This window comes from Mesorhizobium sp. M4B.F.Ca.ET.017.02.2.1 (assembly GCF_003998955.1).
In the GTDB taxonomy this organism is placed as follows: domain Bacteria; phylum Pseudomonadota; class Alphaproteobacteria; order Rhizobiales; family Rhizobiaceae; genus Mesorhizobium; species Mesorhizobium abyssinicae.
Genome location: NZ_RZOF01000003.1, coordinates 1 through 18,390, shown reverse-complemented (window position 1 = coordinate 18,390; position 18,390 = coordinate 1). Strand labels below are relative to the sequence as shown.

The following is an 18,390-nucleotide window of genomic DNA, read 5'->3' as shown; positions in this document are numbered from 1 at the left end:
CATGAGCGGCAAGAACACCGACATGCGGACGCCGCTGGCCAAGGTGCGCGGCCTCGGCTCCGCCCGCGAGGGCACCGGACATTTCTGGCGCCAGCGGCTGACGGCGATCGCCAACATCCCGCTGATCCTGTTCTTCGTCGGCTTCCTGATCGCGCTCAACGGCCACGGCTACACGGAAGTGCGGGCGGCGCTCGCCAATCCGTTCGTGGCGCTGGTGCTGGCGCTGGTGCTGATTTCCGGGCTCTACCACATGCGGCTCGGCATGCAGGTGATCATCGAGGATTACGTGCATGGCGAAGGCATGAAGCTGGCGCTGATCGCACTCAATACATTCTTTTCCGTAGCGGTCGGCGTCGCCTCGCTCTTCGCCCTGCTCAAACTGGCATTCGGAGGCTGACATTTTGGCCAAGGACGCGAAATCAGCCAATTCCGCCTACACTTTCGTCGACCACAAGTTCGACGTGGTGATCGTCGGCGCCGGCGGCGCCGGCCTGCGCGCCACGCTCGGCATGGCCGAGCAGGGCCTGCGCACCGCCTGCATCACCAAGGTGTTTCCGACGCGCTCGCACACGGTGGCGGCGCAAGGCGGCATCGCCGCCTCGCTCTCCAACATGGGCCCGGATTCCTGGCAGTGGCACATGTACGACACCGTCAAGGGCTCGGACTGGCTGGGCGATGTCGACGCCATGGAATACATGGTGCGCGAGGCGCCGGCCGCCGTCTACGAGCTCGAGCATTACGGCGTGCCGTTCTCGCGCACCGAGGAAGGCAAGATCTACCAGCGGCCGTTCGGCGGCCACATGATGAACTACGGCGACGGCCCGCCGGTGCAGCGCACCTGCGCCGCCGCCGACCGCACCGGCCACGCCATCCTGCACACGCTCTACGGCCAGTCGTTGAAGAACAACGCTCAGTTCTTCATCGAGTATTTCGCGCTCGACCTGATCATGGAGCCGGACGGCACCTGCACCGGCGTGGTCGCGTGGAACCTCGACGACGGCACCATCCACCGCTTCTCGGCCAAGATGGTGGTGCTGGCGACCGGCGGCTACGGCCGCGCCTATTTCTCGGCGACGTCGGCGCATACCTGCACCGGCGACGGCGGCGGCATGGCGGCCCGCGCCGGGCTGCCGCTGCAGGACATGGAGTTCGTGCAGTTCCACCCGACCGGCATCTATGGCGCCGGCTGCCTGATCACCGAGGGCGCGCGCGGCGAAGGCGGCTACCTCGTCAATTCCGAGGGCGAGCGCTTCATGGAGCGTTACGCGCCGTCGGCCAAGGACCTCGCCTCGCGCGACGTCGTCTCGCGCTGCATGACGCTGGAGATCCGCGAGGGACGCGGCGTCGGCAAGAACAAGGACCACATCTTCCTGCACCTCGACCATCTCGATCCGGCGGTGCTGCACGAGCGGCTGCCCGGCATCTCGGAGTCGGCGAAGATCTTCGCCGGCGTCGACCTCACCAAGGATCCGATCCCGGTGCTGCCGACGGTGCACTACAATATGGGCGGCGTGCCGACCAACTACTGGGGCGAGGCGCTCAACCCGACAGCCGCGAGCCCGGACAGAGTGTCGCCAGGCCTGATGGCGGTCGGCGAGGCCGGCTGCGCCTCGGTGCACGGCGCCAACCGGCTGGGTTCCAACTCGCTGATCGATCTCGTCGTGTTCGGCCGCGCCGCGGCGATCCGCGCCGGCCAGGTGATCGACCGCAAGTCGGCAATCCCGTCGCCGAACGAAGCCTCGGTCGAGAAGATCATGGACCGCTTCGACCGGCTTCGCCACGCCAACGGCTCGACGCCAACGGCGGTGCTTCGCGAAAAGATGCAGAAGGCGATGCAGGAAGACGCGGCGGTGTTCCGCACGCAGGAATCGTTGGAAAACGGCTGCAAGCGCATTTCGCAGATCTGGGGCGAGCTCAAGGACATAAAAGTGTTCGACCGCTCGATGATCTGGAATTCGGATCTGGTCGAGACGCTGGAGCTGGAAAACCTGATGGCCAACGCCATCACCACGGTCTACGGCGCCGAGGCGCGCAAGGAGAGCCGCGGCGCGCATGCGCGGGAAGATTTCTCGGCCCGCGACGACGCCGCGTGGCGCAAGCACACGCTGGCCCATCTCAGCGAGGACGGCAAGGTGACGCTGACCTATCGCCCGGTGCACACCGAGCCGCTCTTGGCCGAAAAGGACGGCGGCATCAGCCTTGCCAAGATTGCGCCGAAGGCCAGGGTGTACTGACGATGGCGCTGGCGGCAACGGGATATTCCGGCACCCCGCTTCCGGCCAAGCTCGGCCTGAAGGACGGCATGGTCGCCGCCTTCATCGCGCTGCCGCCGGAGCTGGATGATCTTGCCGGAGCCGTGGACTTTGCCGCGATCGACCGGCTGGCCGACTGGTCGGAGATTTCAGGCCGCCAGAAATACGATGCCGTGCATGCCTTCACCCGGCAGCGCGCCGAGATCGAGGACGGCCTTGCCGGCATCGAGACGGCGATCAAGCGCGATGGCATGGTCTGGGTTTCATGGCCGAAGAAGGCGTCGAAAGTGGCGACCGACGTCACCGAGGACGTCATCCGCGCCGAGGCGCTGAAGCGCGACCTGGTCGACGTCAAGGTTGCCGCCGTGAATGAAATCTGGTCCGGGCTGAAGCTCGTCATCCGAAAGGACCGCAGGTAAATGGTCGAACTCACGCTTCCCAAGAATTCGAAAGTTCAGCAGGGCAAGACCTGGCCGAAGCCGGAAGGCGCCACCAATCTTCGCGAATACCGCATCTACCGCTGGTCGCCGGACGATGACGAGAACCCGCGCATGGACACCTATTTCGTCGACATGGACGATTGCGGACCGATGGTGCTCGACGCGCTGCTCTACATCAAGAACAAGATCGACCCGACGCTGACGCTGCGCCGCTCCTGCCGCGAAGGCATTTGCGGCTCCTGCGCCATGAACATCGACGGCTCCAACACGCTCGCCTGCACCAAGGGCTGCGACGACATTTCCGGCGCGGTGAAAGTCTATCCGCTGCCGCATATGCCGGTGATCAAGGACCTGGTTCCCGACCTCACCAATTTCTATGCCCAGCACGCCTCGATCGAGCCGTGGCTGAAGACGGTGTCGCCGGAGCCGGCCAAGGAATGGCTGCAGAGCCATGAGGACCGCGAGAAGCTCGACGGGCTCTACGAATGCATCCTGTGCGCCTGCTGCTCGACGTCCTGCCCGAGCTACTGGTGGAACGGCGACCGCTATCTCGGCCCGGCGGTGCTCTTGCAGGCCTATCGCTGGCTGATCGACAGCCGCGACGAGGCCAAGGGCGAGCGGCTCGACAATCTCGAGGACCCGTTCCGGCTCTATCGCTGCCACACCATCATGAACTGCGCGCAGACCTGCCCCAAGGGGCTCAATCCCGCCAAGGCGATCGCCGAGATCAAGAAGATGATGGTGGAGCGGCGGGTTTAGGCTGCGAATGAAGCCACTGCCTGACGATTTCGCGCCGGAAGCGATTACGGCGATCCGCGCGCGGCTGGAGATGGCCCGGGCGCAAGGGGCAAATGTCCTGTTCGCCATCGAAAGCGGCAGCCGCGCCTGGGGCTTCCCGTCTCCGGACAGCGATTATGATTGCCGTTTCCTCTACCTCCGCCCGGTCGCCGACCACCTCGTGCTGGAGCAGGCGCGCGACGTGATCGAGTTCCCCATCGAGGGCGAGATCGACGCCGGCGGCTGGGATTTGCGCAAGGCGCTACTGCTGGCGCTCGGCGGCAACGCCGTCGTTGTCGAATGGGCGAAATCGCCAATCGTCTACGAGGAGGTTCCGGGCTTCCGGCAGCGTCTTCTCGACCTGCTTGCCGAGATCGTCGACCCGGTCAGGGTTTCGCGGCATTATCTCGGCCTCGCGCGTTCACATGTCGCCAGGATCGGCAGCATCGCCGGCGAGGTGAAGCTCAAGAAGCTGTTCTATTTCATCCGTCCGATCGTCGCGCTCGACTGGATGGAACAGCGCAGCTTTGCCAGCCTGCCGCCGATGAACATGCTCGACTGCCTGGCCGAGACGGTGATCCCGACACGAGCAGGCGAGGAGATCCTCCGGCTGATCGACAGGAAACGTGAGACACGCGAGCTGGGGACCGGCCCTATCCCGGTCGAGATCGCGCGCTATCTGGAAGCGCGCTATGGTCATCACGAAATGAACTTGGCCGGTTCGGTCCGGGACGAGGCTCGGCAGGCCTACAACCGCGCCTTGGCAACGGCTTTTTATCGTCGGGAGGCAGAACGGCAATGAGCGAAGACCTTCCCATCCTCTCTCCCGCCGAAGCGCGCGTGCTCGGCTGCCTGATCGAGAAGAAGGAGTTAACGCCGGATGTCTATCCGCTGACGCTCAATGCCGCGCTTGCCGCCGCCAACCAAAAGACGGCGCGCGAGCCGGTGATGGCGCTGGAACAGACCGAGGTTCACCGGGCCCTGAAGCTGCTCGAGCAGAAGGGGCTGGTGCGGCAGATGTTCGGTTCGCGCGTGGAGCGCTATGAGCATCAGATGGCGCAGCGATTCTCGCTGACCACGCCGCAGACCGCCTTGGTCGGGCTGCTCCTGTTGCGCGGGCCGCAGACCGCATATGAGCTGTTGGCGCGAAGCGAGCGCATGGCGCGGTTTTCGTCGATCGAGGATCTGCGCGGTGAACTCGACATGCTGATCGGCCGGCGACCGCCGCTCGTTCAGGAGATACCGCGCGGGCCAGGCCAGCGCGAAGATCGCTATGTGCATCTGCTCGCAGGGCCGGTGGACGTGTCGGCGGTCGCGGCGGCGCCGTGGCAGCCGGCTGCGTCAGCGTCGGATGCCGATCTAGAGGCCAGGGTGCGGGCGCTGGAAGAAGAGGTCGCGGCTTTGCGGGCGAAGATCGAGGCGCTGGGCGGGTAGCCAATCAGATACCTTGTCGCGAGGCCCCCCTCTCTGTCCTGCCGGACAGAGAGGGGGGCGAAGGATCGCTGCCCCTCAAACGAAAACCCCAATCACCCCAGTTTCGCGTCGAGCGTAACCTTGATGGCGCCGAGCGCCTTCGAGACCGGGCATTCGGCCTTGGCCTTCTCGGCCAGCTCCTTGAACTTTGCCGCGTCGATGCCCGGCACCTTGCCGACCACGGTGAGAGCGCTGCCGGTGATGCCGGTGCCGGGCACCAGCGTCACCACCGCCTTGGCGTCGAGTTCGGTGGCGGGCGTGCCGTTCTCGGCGAGGAAGTGCGAGAACTGCATGGCGTAGCAGCCGGCGTGCGCGGCGGCGATGAGCTCCTCCGGGTTGGTGCCGGATTTGCCGCTCTCGTCCTCGAAGCGCGCCTTGAACGAATAGGGCGTGCCTTTGAGCGCCCCGCTCTGGCTGTCGAGCGTGCCCTTGCCTTCCTTCAGATTGCCTTTCCAGACGGCGTTCGCGGTGCGGTCCATGAAATCCTCCTTGATCGTCGGGGTTGCGCCGGCAGAGCGCCGGCGATCCCCCGAACTATAGCGCGGGCACGCGCGAAGGCCACCGCGCTCTTGGAGCGGCGGCGTCCAAAATCCTTTTTTAAAAAAACCGCCTGCAAAAATGTCGACTTCCATCAGGCTCGACCGTCCTGCGGGCGGCCACGGATTTCGCGGCCGGATGGAGGCTCACATGGACAATCTGTTTTTCGCGCTGTGGAAATGCCCTGGGCACAAGGCCGGGCGACAGGAAGACTATTGGCTCGATCCGCCGCCCTCCGGCTTCGGCCGGCTGCTGGCGGCGGTCGCCATCATCGGCATCGCGGCATGCCTTCTCGATCATGCGGCGGCGTTCGGAGGCGCGGCTGACACCATCATCACCGCATCCTATGGTCCATCACAACACGGGAGATCGGAATGAGATATGTCTGCCTGGTCTATGGCGAAGAACAGAGCCTGTATGCGTTGACCCCAGAAGGATCGGCCAAGCTAGACGCCGATTCGCTGGCCTATGACAGATCGTTGGATCAACAAGGCAAGCTGATCATCGCGCAGGCGCTGCAATCGGTGAAGACGTCGAAGAGCGTGCGGCGGCGCAACGGGAAAAGACTGGTCACCGACGGCCCGTTCGCCGAGACCAAGGAGCAGTTGCTCGGCTTCGTCATGATCGAGGCCGAGACCCTCGACGAGGCGCTGGAGATCGCCGGCGACATTCCGCTGGCCGAACTCGGCACCATCGAGGTCAGGGCGATCTACGACATACCGGGCTCATAGCCGGTCGCCGCTGGTTCATGCAGGTCGGCGGATCATGTCCGCCGCCTTCTCGGCGATCATCACCACGGGCGAGGCGGTGTTGCCGGAGACGATGCGCGGCATGATCGAGGCGTCGATGACGCGCAGACCCTCGACACCGGTCACGCACAGGTCGGGGCCGACGACGGCGCGATCGTCGACGCCCATTCGGCAGGTGCCGACCGGATGAAAGATCGTCGTTGCGATCGAGCCGATCTCGTGCAGCAGGTCGTCGTCGGACTGGTGGGCGAGACCGGGCAGGATTTCCTCCGGATGGAAGTCGGCAAGCGCCTTTGCGGTCATGATCTTGCGCGCCTGGCGCACCGAGCGCAGCGCGATCTCGCGGTCGCGCACCGTCGAGAGGTAGTTCAGCCGGATTTCCGGCTGCACGGCCAATTCAGGTGTCGTGGCATGTACGGAGCCGATGCTGTCGGGCCGCAAATTGCAGACCGACATGGTGATCGCGGGGAACGGGTGCAGCGGGTCGCCCAGCCGGTCCGTCGACAAGGGCTGGACGTGGTATTCCAGGTCCGGCGTCTCCATCGACGGATCGGATTTGCTGAACATGCCGAACTGGCTTGGCGCCATCGACATCGGCCCCGACCGGGCAAACGCATATTGCAGCGCGATCCGCGCCTTGCCGGTCAGGCTGTTGGCAAGGGTGTTGAGCGTCAACGCCGACGACACTTTGTAGACGGTGCGGATCTGCAGGTGATCCTGCAGGTTCTCACCGACATCGGGGCTGGCGTGAACCAAATCGATGCCGAGCGAGGCGAGGCGATCCGGCTGGCCGACACCGGAAAGCTCCAGCAGTTTCGGCGTGTTGATCGCCCCGGCCGTCAGCAACACCTCTCGGCCGGCGCTGGCCTGGCGTGCCTCGCCGCCGGCGAGGTAGCTGACCCCGGCAGCCCGCTTGCCCTCGAACAGCACCTTCTCGACATGCGCCTTGGCGACCAGCCGCAGGTTGGGCCGCCGCAGCGCCGGGCGCAGGAATGCCTTGGCGGTGTTCCAGCGCACGCCCTTGCTCTGGTTCACCTCGAAGAAGCCGGAACCCTCATTGTCGCCGTCGTTGAAATCCTCGCGCGGCATGATGCCGAATTCCTTCGCCGCTTCCTGCACCGTGTTCAGGATCGGCCAGGACAGGCGCTGCCGCGCCACTTTCCATTCGCCGCCGGAACCATGCAGCCTGGTCTCGCCGCCATGATGGTCCTCGGATTTGAGGAAATAGGGCAGTACGTCGTCCCAGCCCCAGCCGACATTGCCCATCTGCCGCCAGCCATCATAGTCCGCAGCCTGGCCACGCATGTAGATCATGCCATTGACCGAGGTGCAGCCGCCCAGCACCTTGCCCCTGGGATAGACCAGCGAGCGGCCGTTCAGGCCGGCTTCCGGCGCCGTCTTCATCATCCAGTCGGTGCGCGGATTGCCGATGCAATAGAGATAGCCGACAGGAATGTGCACCCAGTGGTAATTGTCGCTGCCGCCGGCCTCGAGCAGCAGCACGCGCGTCGCCGGATCTTCGCTCAGGCGGTTGGCCAGCACGCAGCCGGCGGTACCCGCGCCGACGATGATGTAGTCGTAGTCGCCGTCCAGCCTTGGGGTCATTCTGCTGCTCTGCCTGGTCCTGCGGCCTGTTCGGTCCAGAACGATCGCAGCGTATCGGCGAGGCCGCAATAGGCGCGATAACGCCTGGCATAGTGACGCTGCATGGCCGGATCCGGACGGTAGGCGGCGCGCGGACGGGTCATGGCGTCGACGCCGGACTCATAGTCGGCGAACAGTCCGACCGCCACGCCGGCGCCAATCGCCGCGCCAAGCGCGCCGGTCTCGCGGGCTTCAGGAACGGTGATCGGCACGCCGAGCCCGTCGGCGAAGATTTGCGGCCAGTGCTCGCTGCGTGAGCCGCCGCCGGACAGCACCGCCTTGTCGAAGCCGACGCCGGCGTCTTTCAACACATCGATGTGGCGCCGGTGCTCGAACATCACGCCTTCGAACAGCGCGCGCAGCAGATGGCCTTCGCTGTGCCAGCCGGCCAGCCCGTAGAAGCCGGCGCGGAACTCGGCGCTCTGGCCCGAGCCGTAGAGGAACGGGTGGAAAATCGGGTCGTCCCAGGCCGGCGTTACTTCGCCGACAGCCGCGTTGCAATGGCCGAACGGGTCGCCGAGGTGGCTGCCGCGCTCGACGAATTCACGCACGTACCATTCAAGATTGGCGGCCGATGTCGCGCTGGATTCGATGTTGACGAAGCGTCCGGGGCCGAACCGCGCCACCATGAAAACATCGGGATCGACAACCGGCGCGGTGGAGAAAACCTGGTTGACCGACCACGTGCCGGCAATGATCGAGGCTTCGCCGGGGCGCACGACGCCGGCCCCCATGGCGCTGGCGACGACATCGAAATAGCCGGCGATGACCGGCGTGCCTTCTGCCAGCCCGGTCTCTTCGGCCGCGCTGGCGGTGACCGCGCCGGCAATGTCGGCACTGTCGAGTAGCCGCGGCAGTTTTTCCTGCGCGTCCTCGATGCCGTAGAGCGCCAGAAGCTCGGCATCATAGACGCCTTCGGGCATGCGGACGAGGCCGCAGCCGGACATGTCGGAGACATCGCTCACCTGCTCTCCGGTGAGGCAAAAGGCGATGAAATCCTTGCACAGCATCGCCGTGCCGGTCGCGGCATAAAGGTCGGGGTCATGCTGCTTGACCCAGGCCAGCAAGGTTGGCGTCTGCGCCGGCCAGGGCTTTTGCAGGCAGATCGCGTGCAGGGCGCCGGCATTGCGCGAAGCCAGCTCCTTCGCCATGCCGGCGGCGCGGGTGTCGAGCGACTGGATGCCGATCAGCGGGGCGCCGGCGCGGTCGATCAGATAGAGGCCGTTGCCATGGCCGGCGCAGCCGACAGCGGCGATCTGGCGCGCGTCGATACCAGCCTGCGCAATGCAGCGGCGGATGGCGTCGCGAGCAACGGCCCACATATCGCCGAGGTCGCGTTCGACATAGCCGGGCTGCGGCGTGTGCGAGCCCCCGGCGACGGTGTGCATGGCGACCTGCCGCCCGGCGAGGTCGAACAGCACTGCCTTGATGATGGTGTTGCCGGCGTCGAGACCGAGCAGATATGCGGCCTGATCAGCCATTGTTGTAGATATCCCAGGCCTCTTCGCCGCCGGCGTCCTTGTGGATCATCGCCATCAGCGCGTTGACCACCGCCTTCGGGTTGGCATGCTGATAGATGTTGCGGCCATAGACCAGCCCCTTGGCGCCTTGTCTGAGCAGGGCCGACGATTTTGCCAGCACCGTCCTGAGGTCGTCCTTGCCGCCGCCGCGCACCAGCACCGGCACGCGCGCGGCCTCGACGACGCGGTGGAAATCCTCAGGCCGGTCGGTCGGATCGGCCTTGATGATGTCGGCGCCCATTTCGGCGGCGAGCCGCACCAGGGTGACGATCTTCTCGGCGTCGCCGTCGACCTGATAGCCGCCGCGCACATCGTTGGGCAGCATCACCAGCGGCTCGATCATCAAGGGCATGCCGTATCTGTGGCAGGCGGCGCGGACCTTGCTGATGTTTTCGACGCATTGGCGAAACAGCTCCGGCTCGTCAGGCAGCATGAACAGGTTGACGACGACGCAGGCCGCATCCATCTCCAGCGCGCCGATGATCGGCTCGTCATGGTTCTGCAGCATCGACCACATCACGCGGTGGCGCTGGACATTGTAGGGATTGCCCATATCGATGCGCATGACCAGCGCCGGCTTGTTCTTGTCCGGCCGCGATTGCAGCAGATCGGCCTGCCCGTAGGCGAGCTGCAGCGCGTCCGGTCCTGCCGCGACCAGCGTGTCGATGACGCGCGGCATGTCCTCCAGGCCGACGAGAAAACCCGGCTCATTGCAGACGCCGTGATCGAGCGCCACGTCGAGGCAATTGCCGTTGGTGAACATCCGGTTCATGCGGGCCTTGGCGCTGACCTTCATCTTCTGCTCCTGAAATCGTGCGTTGGTCGAGCATCTCCTGCGAGACGCCGTGATAGGTGTCGAGTTCGGCAACCAGGCTTTGCACCTCGCCGTCGCGCTGTCGATCGCTCCAGCCGCGCTCGGCGGCCACTGCCTCGGCGATGCGTTCGATGGCCGCCATCGAGATGTCGCCGCGAATGGCAAGCGATGTGCGGCGCAGGACAAGATCGGACAGGCAGGTCACGAACTCATGCCGGGTCAGGTAGACGATTTCGGCTGCCGTCGTTTCGGTCCTGCCGTCCAGCCTGATATCGTCGGGACGCCCGACGCAAAACAGGGCGATGTCGCGCGCACCGCTGCCGTAGCGGTCGACAAGATAGGCGGCGCGGTCGCCGCTGAGCGTGAACTCGCCAGCCAGATCGGCCGCCAGCGCCGCCGGATCCCCGGGAAAGCCGAGGCCGCCGCCGATCGGCATGGTCAGCGTGCCGCAAAGGCGTTCGCGGCCAAGCTCGGCCAGCACTGCATCGGCCGCCTGTTCGGCGAAGGCGCGGAAGGTTGTCCATTTGCCGCCGATCATGCAGAACTGCGGGATGTCGCCGGCAATGCGATGCACGGAATGGCCGCGCGAAATCCTGCCGGTGAAGGCATGGTCGCTCTTCGGCAGCGGCCGGATGCCGCTATAGGTGAATACGACGTCGGAGGCGTGAACCGGAATAGCCGGAAAGACCAGCCGCGCCGCCGCCAGTATGTAATCGGCTTCCGCCGGTTCGCAGCGCACGCGGCTGGCCTCGCTGACGCGAATATCGGTCGAGCCGACCAGCACCTTGCCGAGATAGGGAAACATGATGCAGATCCGGCCGTCGGCGTTCTCGAAGAAAATCATGTGGCCGCCAAGGGCCTGGTAAAGCGGCTCGTTGTCGAGGATGAGGTGCGAGCCCTTGGTGCCCTCGACGAGCGGTGCCGCGGGCTTTCCGGATGCGTCGAGCCGGGCGATCGCCGAATCGAGCCATGCGCCCGTCGCGTTGACGATTGCCTTGGCGCTGACAGGGAAGCGCTCGTCGGTAGTCATGTCGGTAAGTTCGAAGGCCGAACCGGCGCGCGTGATCTGGGCGCGGTTGAGCGCGAGGCTGTCGGGCGCGAGGCGTCCGGCATCGAGCAGCAGTTCGATGCCAAGCCGTTCCGGATAGCTGATCCAGGCGTCGTAGTAGGTGGCGGAAAAGCGCAGTTTCGGGTCGAGCGCCGGCCATTGCGCGAATGTCGTCCTGGCGCCGCGGAACTTGTGGCGCGGCAGCACCCGGCGCTTGCGCGTCGTCCAGTCGTAGAGCGCGAGCCCCGCCTTGATCGCCAGCGCGCCGCGGCTGGAAGGCGCCTCGGAAAGCCCGAGAAAACCGGCCGCGCCGTTCATCAGACCGGAGAAGACGGTGCGGATCGGAATCGTCGTCGGCAATGGCCGCACCATGTGCGGCGCATTGGCCAGCAGCGCATCGCGCTCGCGCAACGATTCCTGCACCAGGCCGAACTCGCCATTCTCGAGATAGCGCAGACCGCCGTGGATCATGCGCGAAGGGGCCGCGCTGCAGCCCGAGCAGAAATCGCTGCGCTCGACCAGCAGCACCTTGAGGCCCTGCAGCGCCAGTTCGCGGAAAACGCCGATGCCGTTGATGCCGCCGCCCACGACGACGACATCGAACGCGCCATTGTGGCGGATCTTGTCGAGGATGAGGCTTCTCTGGTCAGGCATGGCTTCGCCGTTCGGCCGTCCGGCGGACGGCAGCTCGATTTGTTTCGGATTCACAGGTGGCGATCAGGCGTCGAGATTTGTCAGATGGCGGCTGGCGGCCTCGCTGATCTGGCTGATCTCCTGTCCGGACAATCTGATGCGGCCGGCCTGCGCGTTCTCCCTGGCCTGCTGCGGGCTGCGGGCGCCGCAAAGCGAGAAGGTGATGCCCGGCTGCTGCAGCGTCCAGGCGATGACGATCTGCGCCTCGCTCGCGCCGTGTGCCTCGGCAATCGGCCGTATCTCTTCCATCAGCGTCGCGACCTTGCGGCGGTTGGCCTGCGAGAACCACGGATTGTCCTTGCGCTGGTCATCGCCGGTAAAGACGCGGTCCGGACCGATCCTGCCCGACAACAGGCCGAGCGCCAGCGAGGAGTAGCTGAGCACGGACACATTGTTGTCCGCGCAGAAAGGCAACAGGTCGCGCTCCATGTCGCGCACCACCATGCTGTATTGCTGCTGGACCGCGTCGAGTTGGCCGGCGGCGAGATAGGCTTCGACATCCGCAACCCCGACATTGCTGGCGCCGATGGAGCGGATCTTGCCCTGGGTCTTGAGGCGATCGAGCGCTTCCATGGTCTCGGCGACCGGCGTCGTCGAATCCTGCCAGTGGGTAATATAGTGGTCGATGTGGTCGGTGCCGAGACGGCGCAGGCTCTGCTCCACTTCGTAGACCACGGAGTCGGCGCCGAGATAGCGATGCACCGGCGCGCCGTCATAGTCGAAGAAGTGATTGCCCTTTTTTGCGTGCCAGATCAGTCCGAGCTTGGTGGCCAGCACGACCTCGCCGCGGCGTCCCTTGATCGCCTTGCCGACGATTTCCTCCGACAGGCCCTGGCCGTAGGCCGGCGCGGTGTCGATCAGCGAAACGCCTTCGTCGATCGAGGCGCGGATGGTGTCGATGGACTGCGCCTCGTCGGTGCCGCCCCACATCCAGCCGCCGATGGCCCAGGTGCCGAGGCCGATCGCGGAGGCGGAGATTCCCGACGCGCCAATGGTGCGCGTCAACATTTCAGGCGACATTGCGTAGGCTCCCCGCATTGTTCAGGACTGCGTTGGCGGTTTCTTCGTCGACGACCAGAGACTTGAGATAATTGCCGCGCAACGCGGCGCGGATCGGCCCGACCTTTTCGGCGCCGCTGGCGACGCCCATCACCGTCCGGCAGCGACCGAGTTCCGAAGGCGCCAGCGCCACCAGGCGGTCGTTGGGCGGATAATCCGCCAGCGTGCCGTCATCGCGGATCAGATGCGCAAGGAACTCGCCGACCGCGCCGCTGGCGACCAGCTTTTCGCGGTCGGGGTCGAGGCCTGGGCGAAGGTCGTAGTAGCTCGACCCAGGCGTCTGGATCGAGCCGATGCCGACCAGTGCGATCGCGGCCTTGCGCGCCAGGTCGAAGATCTCGCGCACCGACGCCATCTCCAGAAGCAGGTCGCGCTGCTCCCGGCTCTCGGCGAACAGCGGCGCATGCAGGAGCATGCTGGAACCGCCGAGCCGCTCGGCGAGGCGTGTCGCCAGATGGTTGACGTCGGTATAGTGCTTGCCCTGGACGCCGCCGGTCAGCGGCACGACGGTGACGTCGAAGACCCGCTCCGGCTGCAGGTTCTCGGCGAGGGCGCTGATCGCCTTGCCGCCGGTAATGGCGATGACGTCGCCGTCGCGCAAGGTCTCGAGCAACTGGTTGGCCGCCGCGCGCCCCACCTGCTGCAGCGTGCTTTCGGGACTGCCGGCCACGGTCGGTGTCACGATCGCTCCTGCCAGGCGGGCAATTTCGATCAGCTGCTTTTCGATATTGACCAGGGCCTGGAACGGGCTCTCGACGGCGATCCTCAGCATGCCGAGCTTGCGCCCCTGGGCGATCAGCCGATTGACCTTGGACGCCGACAGGTTGAGCGCCGCGGCGATGTCGTTCTGCTTCATGCCGTCGACGAAATGCAGCACCAGCACAGTGTGGATCTGCCGGATCGTCTCGAAATCTTCCCTGCTGTCCGCCATCTCAGCCCCGCCGCTTGTTGAAGTAATAATCGGCGGTGACCGCCGTCAGCAGAATGGACCCGCGGATGATGTCCTGCCAATAGACGGACACGTCGAGCAGGGCGAGCGAGCTTGAAACGACGGACAAAAGGACGGTGCCGAGGATGGCGCCGAGAATGGTGCCGATGCCGCCGGTCAGGCTCGCGCCGCCGATCACCGCTGCGGCGATGACGTTCAGCTCCATGCCGGCGCCGAATGTCGGCTGGGCCGAGCCGAAGCGGGCCATATAGATGACGCCGGCAAAGCCGCACAATGTCGAGCACAGCGTCGTGGTCAGGAACACGACTTTCCCGGTGCGGATGCCGGAGTAGGCCGCCGCCTTCTCGTTGCTGCCGGTGTAGAAGACTTTGCGGAACATCGTCGTGCGGCGCAGCATGAAGTCGGACAGGATGACGAAGACGATGAAGATGATGATGACGACCGGAATGCCGCCGACCGCGCCCTGGCCGATGAACTTGAACTCAGGCGGCAGAGTGTAGAGCCCGAGCGGGCGGCCGCCGGTGCCGAGCAGGCAGAGCCCGCGTGCAATCACCATCACCGCCAGCGAGACGATGAAATGGTGCAGCCCCACTCTGGTGACGAAGAATCCCATGAAGGCGCCGATGGCAGCGCACGCCGCTATCGCGACCAGCGACGCCAGCCAAGGGTCCATCCCGTTGAGGAAAAGCAGGCCGGCGACCACCATGGCGAGCGCGGTGACCGAACCGACCGACAGGTCGATGCCGCCGGAAATCAGCAGGATCGTCATGCCGACCACGACGATGCCTTCCACGGCGAAGGCCATCGCCATCGCCCGCATATTGTCCCAGGTCAGGAAATAGGGCGATGCGAACGACATGACGCCAAACAGCACGGCGATGATGAGGATCAGGCCGGTCTCACGCATCCTGATCAGGCCGCCGAACCTTGCGCCGAGCCCCATCCGGGCAGCTTGCGTCGTGCTATCCATACTGTCCCCCACAATGCTCATGCCGCGCTCCGTTGCCGGCCTTCATCGGCAAGCGATGCCAGGACCATGATGTTTTCTTCCGTCATCTCAGCGCCCGCGACTTCGCCGGTGATGCGTCCCTCGCGCACGATCAGCACCCGGTCGCAGATACCGATCAGTTCCGGCAGCTCGGAGGAGATGACCACGATGCCGACGCCATCGCGCGCCAGCCTGCGCAGGATGCGATGAATTTCGGCCTTGGCGCCGACATCGACGCCGCGCGTCGGTTCGTCGAGGAAGATCACCTTCGGGTCGACCGACAGCATCTTGGCGATCGCCACCTTCTGCTGGTTGCCGCCCGACAGCGTCGAAACCGGCTGACCGACATGGCCGCATTTCAGCGATAGCTGCTTGCCGATCGTTTCCGCTCGCTGCTTCTCGCGCCGCTCGTTGATGAGGCCGGAGCGCGTGGCGATCCTGTCGACCGCGAGCGCGGAGATGTTGGCGGCGATCGACATGTCGAGGAACAGCCCGTCACCCTTGCGATCCTCTGACAGGTAGACGATGCCCGCAGCGATGCTGTCGCCGTAATGGGTCAGCGACAGGCGCTTGCCGCGCAGGATGACATCGCCGGTCACCTCGCCTTCGAGCCGGCAGATGCCCTTTACGATCTCGCTGCGGCCGGCGCCGATCAGGCCGCCAATGCCCAGGATCTCGCCCTTGCGCAATTGAAAGCTGATGTCGCGGAAGGCAGTCGCCTCGCAGAGACCGGCGATCTCGAGCAGTATGTCTTCGGACCTTTCGTCGTCGCGCAGCTTCTCGGGGTAGAGGCTGTCGATGACGCGGCCGACCATGGAGGCGACTACTTGTTCGGGAGTCGTCCCTGCAATGTCGAGCGTGGTGATGTAGCGGCCGTCGCGCAGCACCGTGACGCGGTCGCAATTGTCGAAGATCTCGGCCATGCGGTGCGAGATGTAGATGATGCCGATGCCTTCGCCGGCAAGCTGGTGAATGATCTCGAACAGCTTTTGCGCCTCGCGCTCGGTCAGCGCCGCCGTCGGTTCGTCGAAGATGAGGATGCGGCAATCGAGCGTCAGCGCCTTGGCGATCTCGACCAGTTGCTGCTGGGAAATGGACAGGTTGCGTACCGTCGCGGCCGGATCGATGTTGCCAAGCCGCGCCAGGATCGCCGTCGCGCGCTTCTCGAGATCGCGGTAGTTCATCAGCAGCGCCTTGCTGGCGTTGGTGAGCGACATGAAGATGTTCTCGGCCACCGAAATATCGGGGCACAGCGCGATCTCCTGGTGCACAAAGCCGATGCCAAGCTTCTGCGCCGCCAGCGGCGAAGGGATGGAGACAGAGCGGCCATCGACCTGGATGTCGCCGCTGTCCGGCGCCAAGATGCCGTCGATCACCTTCATCAGCGTCGACTTGCCGGCGCCGTTCTCGCCGGCAATGGCGTGGATTTCACCGGCGCGCAGCTCGAATCCGACATCGCGCAAGGCACGGACAGGGCCGAACGATTTGCTGAGGCCGGATATTTTGAGGAGGACCGGGGTTTCCACTGAGGTTCTCGCCTGCTCAGGAATGGTTGAGGCAACCGCGCCGGACGGCGCGGCTGCCCGCGGGACGGATCAGCTTGGATCGCGGCCTTGCATGTATTTGTTCAGGTCGAACGAGTCGGCGTTCTCCTTGGTGATGACGGCGAAGCCGTTATCGGCGAAGGGGATGCTCATCGGGTTGTAGCCCGACGTCTTGTAGTCGTTGAACGGGTCGATCAGTTCCGGATGCGCCGCCATGAAGGTGGCGACGAAGCCGAGATAGCCCTGCATGCCCTGGTTGGGGCTCAGCGCCATGTGGATGTTGCCGGCCTTGATCTGCTCCAGCGTCGCCGGGGTGATGTCGGCATGCATGATCAGCACCTTGGCCTTGGCCTCGAGGACGGCGGCGACCGCGCCCTCGGCCGAGCCGGCTTCGGGAATCCACAGCGCCTTCAGGTTCGGATTGGCCTGCAGCATCGAGGCCACCGCCTTGTTGGCGACATTGGCGTCCTGGTTGGAGGCCTGGCGGCCGACCAGCTTCATCTTCGGATAGTTCTTGGCGAGATAGTCGATGAAGGCGGTGACGCGCAGGTCGTGGTTGCTCTGCCCCGGATTCTCCAGCACGCCATATTCGGCGTCGTCGCCGACCTGCTTGACGATCTCCTCGGCGGCGAATTTGGCTTCCGCCAGATTGTCCGAGGTGATGTAGGACACGCGCTTGGATTTCGGCGAGTCGGCGGCGAAGGTGACGACGGTGGTGCCGTTCTCGATGGCGCGGTTGATCGGCTCGATGAACGGGTCGGCCTGCATCGGGTGCAACAGCACGCCGGCCGGCTTCTTGATCAGATCCTGTTCGAAAGAGGCGATCTGCTTGGCAATGTCGTAGTCAGGCGTGCCCGAAAACACGGTCTTGCAGCCCATCGCCTGGGCGGCCTGCTTGAAGCCCTGATAGACCGGCACCCAATAGGGATGCGCGGAGACCATGACGTTCATCACATAGGTCTCGTCCGGCTTGCACTGAAACTTGCTCTCTGCCGACGCGGCGCCTGGCATCGCCAAGGTCAGCGTCATCATGGCGGCGCTCAATGCGCCCGCCAGCCCAATCCTGTTCATTCTCTCCTCCGGGTTCCCCGACGATGACAGCCTCGTCGTATCGGCTTTGCAAGAAATTTCAGCACATGAAATCTCTGGCAATGCTGAATACGGCGGGGTTTGTTGCGTGTCAATGATGTTGCACGAAATATCACGATGTGAAATTTCTTGCAGACGCGCGATGCCAGCCAAACTGCAGTGTCATCGGCGCGGCTGCGTCGTTTGCCTTGCGGGTGAGCGACCGAAAGGCAGGACATTCGATCGGTGTGCGGATGCTTGCAGGGAACACCTCTCCCTCTGCACCGGTCGCAATTCTTGCGTGTTGAAGCAACGGCGCAGTTCTCTTATTGTCGCCGGAGTTTTCCGGGGGGATTTCGACATGCCTTTCCTGCTTGCTATCCTTGGCGTGTTGGGAGCGGCCGCGTTCTGGTGGTACCGGATGAAGGCCATGAACGAGGCCGCGCGCGAGGTCGCCGACGTCGTCGGCCGCGTTCAGGGCAACATCCGCCGCAAGAAGCTGCGCAAGCAGGCTGCGCTGTCGCCGCTGACGGCGATCGACAATCCGGTGGTGGCGGCGGCGACGCTGATCACCGCCATCGTGTCGGAACAGGGCCCCATCCTGCCGCAGCGCGAAGCCGTCATCCGCGAAGTGATTTCGGGGATTTCGGATGGCCAGAAGAAGACCGACGAGGCCGTCGTCTACGCCAAGTGGGCAGCGGCGCAGATTGATGACACCACGATCGTCATCGACAAGCTGGCGCCGTTCCTGCGCGAGCGCCTCGACCCGCACGAAAGGGAAGATCTGCTGCAGATGCTCAATCGCGTCGCAAAGGGCGGCGAGCAGAGCCTGAAG

19 protein-coding genes are annotated in these 18,390 nt (G+C 64.9%); 9 read left to right on the top strand and 10 right to left on the bottom strand.

The window, feature by feature from the left end:
* The first annotated feature begins 1 nt into the window (after position 1).
* Genes sdhD through EN738_RS00920 form a run of 6 tightly spaced genes read left to right on the top strand, consistent with a single transcriptional unit; the run spans position 2 to position 4,903 of the window.
* The gene (gene sdhD / locus EN738_RS00945; protein WP_127282070.1) at positions 2 to 397 is read left to right on the top strand and encodes a succinate dehydrogenase, hydrophobic membrane anchor protein; all 396 of its coding nucleotides are present in this window, start codon (positions 2 to 4) and stop codon (positions 395 to 397) included.
* Between the two features lie 4 nt (positions 398 to 401).
* Positions 402 to 2,234 carry a succinate dehydrogenase flavoprotein subunit gene (sdhA, locus tag EN738_RS00940; protein WP_127282069.1) on the top strand — a complete coding sequence of 611 codons (1,833 nt, stop codon included), beginning with the start codon at positions 402 to 404 and terminating at the stop codon, positions 2,232 to 2,234.
* Between the two features lie 2 nt (positions 2,235 to 2,236).
* Positions 2,237 to 2,671, top strand: coding sequence for a DUF3052 family protein (locus tag EN738_RS00935; protein WP_127282068.1), 435 nt, complete (start codon positions 2,237 to 2,239; stop codon positions 2,669 to 2,671).
* The gene (locus EN738_RS00930) at positions 2,672 to 3,451 is read left to right on the top strand and encodes a succinate dehydrogenase iron-sulfur subunit (RefSeq protein ID WP_127282067.1); all 780 of its coding nucleotides are present in this window, start codon (positions 2,672 to 2,674) and stop codon (positions 3,449 to 3,451) included.
* Positions 3,452 to 3,458: 7 nt separating this feature from the next.
* Positions 3,459 to 4,271, top strand: a complete 813-nt coding sequence (locus EN738_RS00925; protein ID WP_127282066.1) for a nucleotidyltransferase domain-containing protein — start codon at positions 3,459 to 3,461, stop codon at positions 4,269 to 4,271.
* Positions 4,268 to 4,903 (top strand): DUF480 domain-containing protein, encoded by a 636-nt coding sequence (locus EN738_RS00920; protein ID WP_127282065.1) that lies wholly within the window; start codon positions 4,268 to 4,270, stop codon positions 4,901 to 4,903. Before EN738_RS00925 ends, EN738_RS00920 begins: the two co-directional genes overlap by 4 nt.
* Positions 4,904 to 4,995: 92 nt before the next feature.
* On the opposite strand, the gene EN738_RS00915 is transcribed toward EN738_RS00920, so the two are convergent.
* A complete protein-coding gene (locus EN738_RS00915) occupies positions 4,996 to 5,421 on the bottom strand; it encodes an OsmC family protein (RefSeq protein ID WP_127282064.1) in 426 nt (141 codons plus the stop codon).
* 208 nt (positions 5,422 to 5,629) lie between these two features.
* Between EN738_RS00915 and EN738_RS00910 the strand changes: the two genes are divergently transcribed.
* Positions 5,630 to 5,857 (top strand): hypothetical protein, encoded by a 228-nt coding sequence (locus tag EN738_RS00910; RefSeq protein WP_127282063.1) that lies wholly within the window; start codon positions 5,630 to 5,632, stop codon positions 5,855 to 5,857.
* Positions 5,854 to 6,210, top strand: a complete 357-nt coding sequence (locus EN738_RS00905) for a YciI family protein (protein WP_127282062.1) — start codon at positions 5,854 to 5,856, stop codon at positions 6,208 to 6,210. Before EN738_RS00910 ends, EN738_RS00905 begins: the two co-directional genes overlap by 4 nt.
* A gap of 15 nt (positions 6,211 to 6,225) precedes the next feature.
* On the opposite strand, the gene EN738_RS00900 is transcribed toward EN738_RS00905, so the two are convergent.
* From EN738_RS00900 to EN738_RS00860, 9 genes are all read right to left on the bottom strand, one after another.
* Positions 6,226 to 7,833 carry a GMC family oxidoreductase N-terminal domain-containing protein gene (locus EN738_RS00900; protein ID WP_127282061.1) on the bottom strand — a complete coding sequence of 536 codons (1,608 nt, stop codon included), beginning with the start codon at positions 7,831 to 7,833 and terminating at the stop codon, positions 6,226 to 6,228.
* Complete coding sequence (locus EN738_RS00895) at positions 7,830 to 9,353, bottom strand: FGGY-family carbohydrate kinase (protein WP_127282060.1); 1,524 nt, start codon at positions 9,351 to 9,353, stop codon at positions 7,830 to 7,832. Before EN738_RS00895 ends, EN738_RS00900 begins: the two co-directional genes overlap by 4 nt.
* A complete protein-coding gene (locus EN738_RS00890) occupies positions 9,346 to 10,188 on the bottom strand; it encodes a class I fructose-bisphosphate aldolase (RefSeq protein ID WP_127282059.1) in 843 nt (280 codons plus the stop codon). Before EN738_RS00890 ends, EN738_RS00895 begins: the two co-directional genes overlap by 8 nt.
* Positions 10,100 to 11,908 (bottom strand): glycerol-3-phosphate dehydrogenase/oxidase, encoded by a 1,809-nt coding sequence (locus EN738_RS00885; RefSeq protein WP_127282058.1) that lies wholly within the window; start codon positions 11,906 to 11,908, stop codon positions 10,100 to 10,102. The genes EN738_RS00890 and EN738_RS00885 overlap by 89 nt, the downstream gene beginning before the upstream one ends.
* Positions 11,909 to 11,971: 63 nt before the next feature.
* Positions 11,972 to 12,967, bottom strand: a complete 996-nt coding sequence (locus tag EN738_RS00880) for an aldo/keto reductase (RefSeq protein ID WP_127282057.1) — start codon at positions 12,965 to 12,967, stop codon at positions 11,972 to 11,974.
* A complete protein-coding gene (locus EN738_RS00875) occupies positions 12,957 to 13,937 on the bottom strand; it encodes a sugar-binding transcriptional regulator (protein ID WP_127282056.1) in 981 nt (326 codons plus the stop codon). Before EN738_RS00875 ends, EN738_RS00880 begins: the two co-directional genes overlap by 11 nt.
* A 1-nt stretch (position 13,938) precedes the next feature.
* Positions 13,939 to 14,898 (bottom strand): ABC transporter permease, encoded by a 960-nt coding sequence (locus EN738_RS00870; RefSeq protein WP_245494289.1) that lies wholly within the window; start codon positions 14,896 to 14,898, stop codon positions 13,939 to 13,941.
* Positions 14,899 to 14,942: 44 nt separating this feature from the next.
* The gene (locus tag EN738_RS00865) at positions 14,943 to 16,469 is read right to left on the bottom strand and encodes a sugar ABC transporter ATP-binding protein (RefSeq protein ID WP_127282055.1); all 1,527 of its coding nucleotides are present in this window, start codon (positions 16,467 to 16,469) and stop codon (positions 14,943 to 14,945) included.
* Positions 16,470 to 16,538: 69 nt separating this feature from the next.
* The gene (locus EN738_RS00860; protein WP_245494288.1) at positions 16,539 to 17,519 is read right to left on the bottom strand and encodes a substrate-binding domain-containing protein; all 981 of its coding nucleotides are present in this window, start codon (positions 17,517 to 17,519) and stop codon (positions 16,539 to 16,541) included.
* Here EN738_RS00860 and EN738_RS36065 point away from each other — a divergent pair.
* The coding region (locus EN738_RS36065; RefSeq protein ID WP_245494284.1) for a hypothetical protein at positions 17,518 to 18,390 on the top strand (873 nt) is incomplete at its 3' end. The genes EN738_RS00860 and EN738_RS36065 overlap by 2 nt on opposite strands.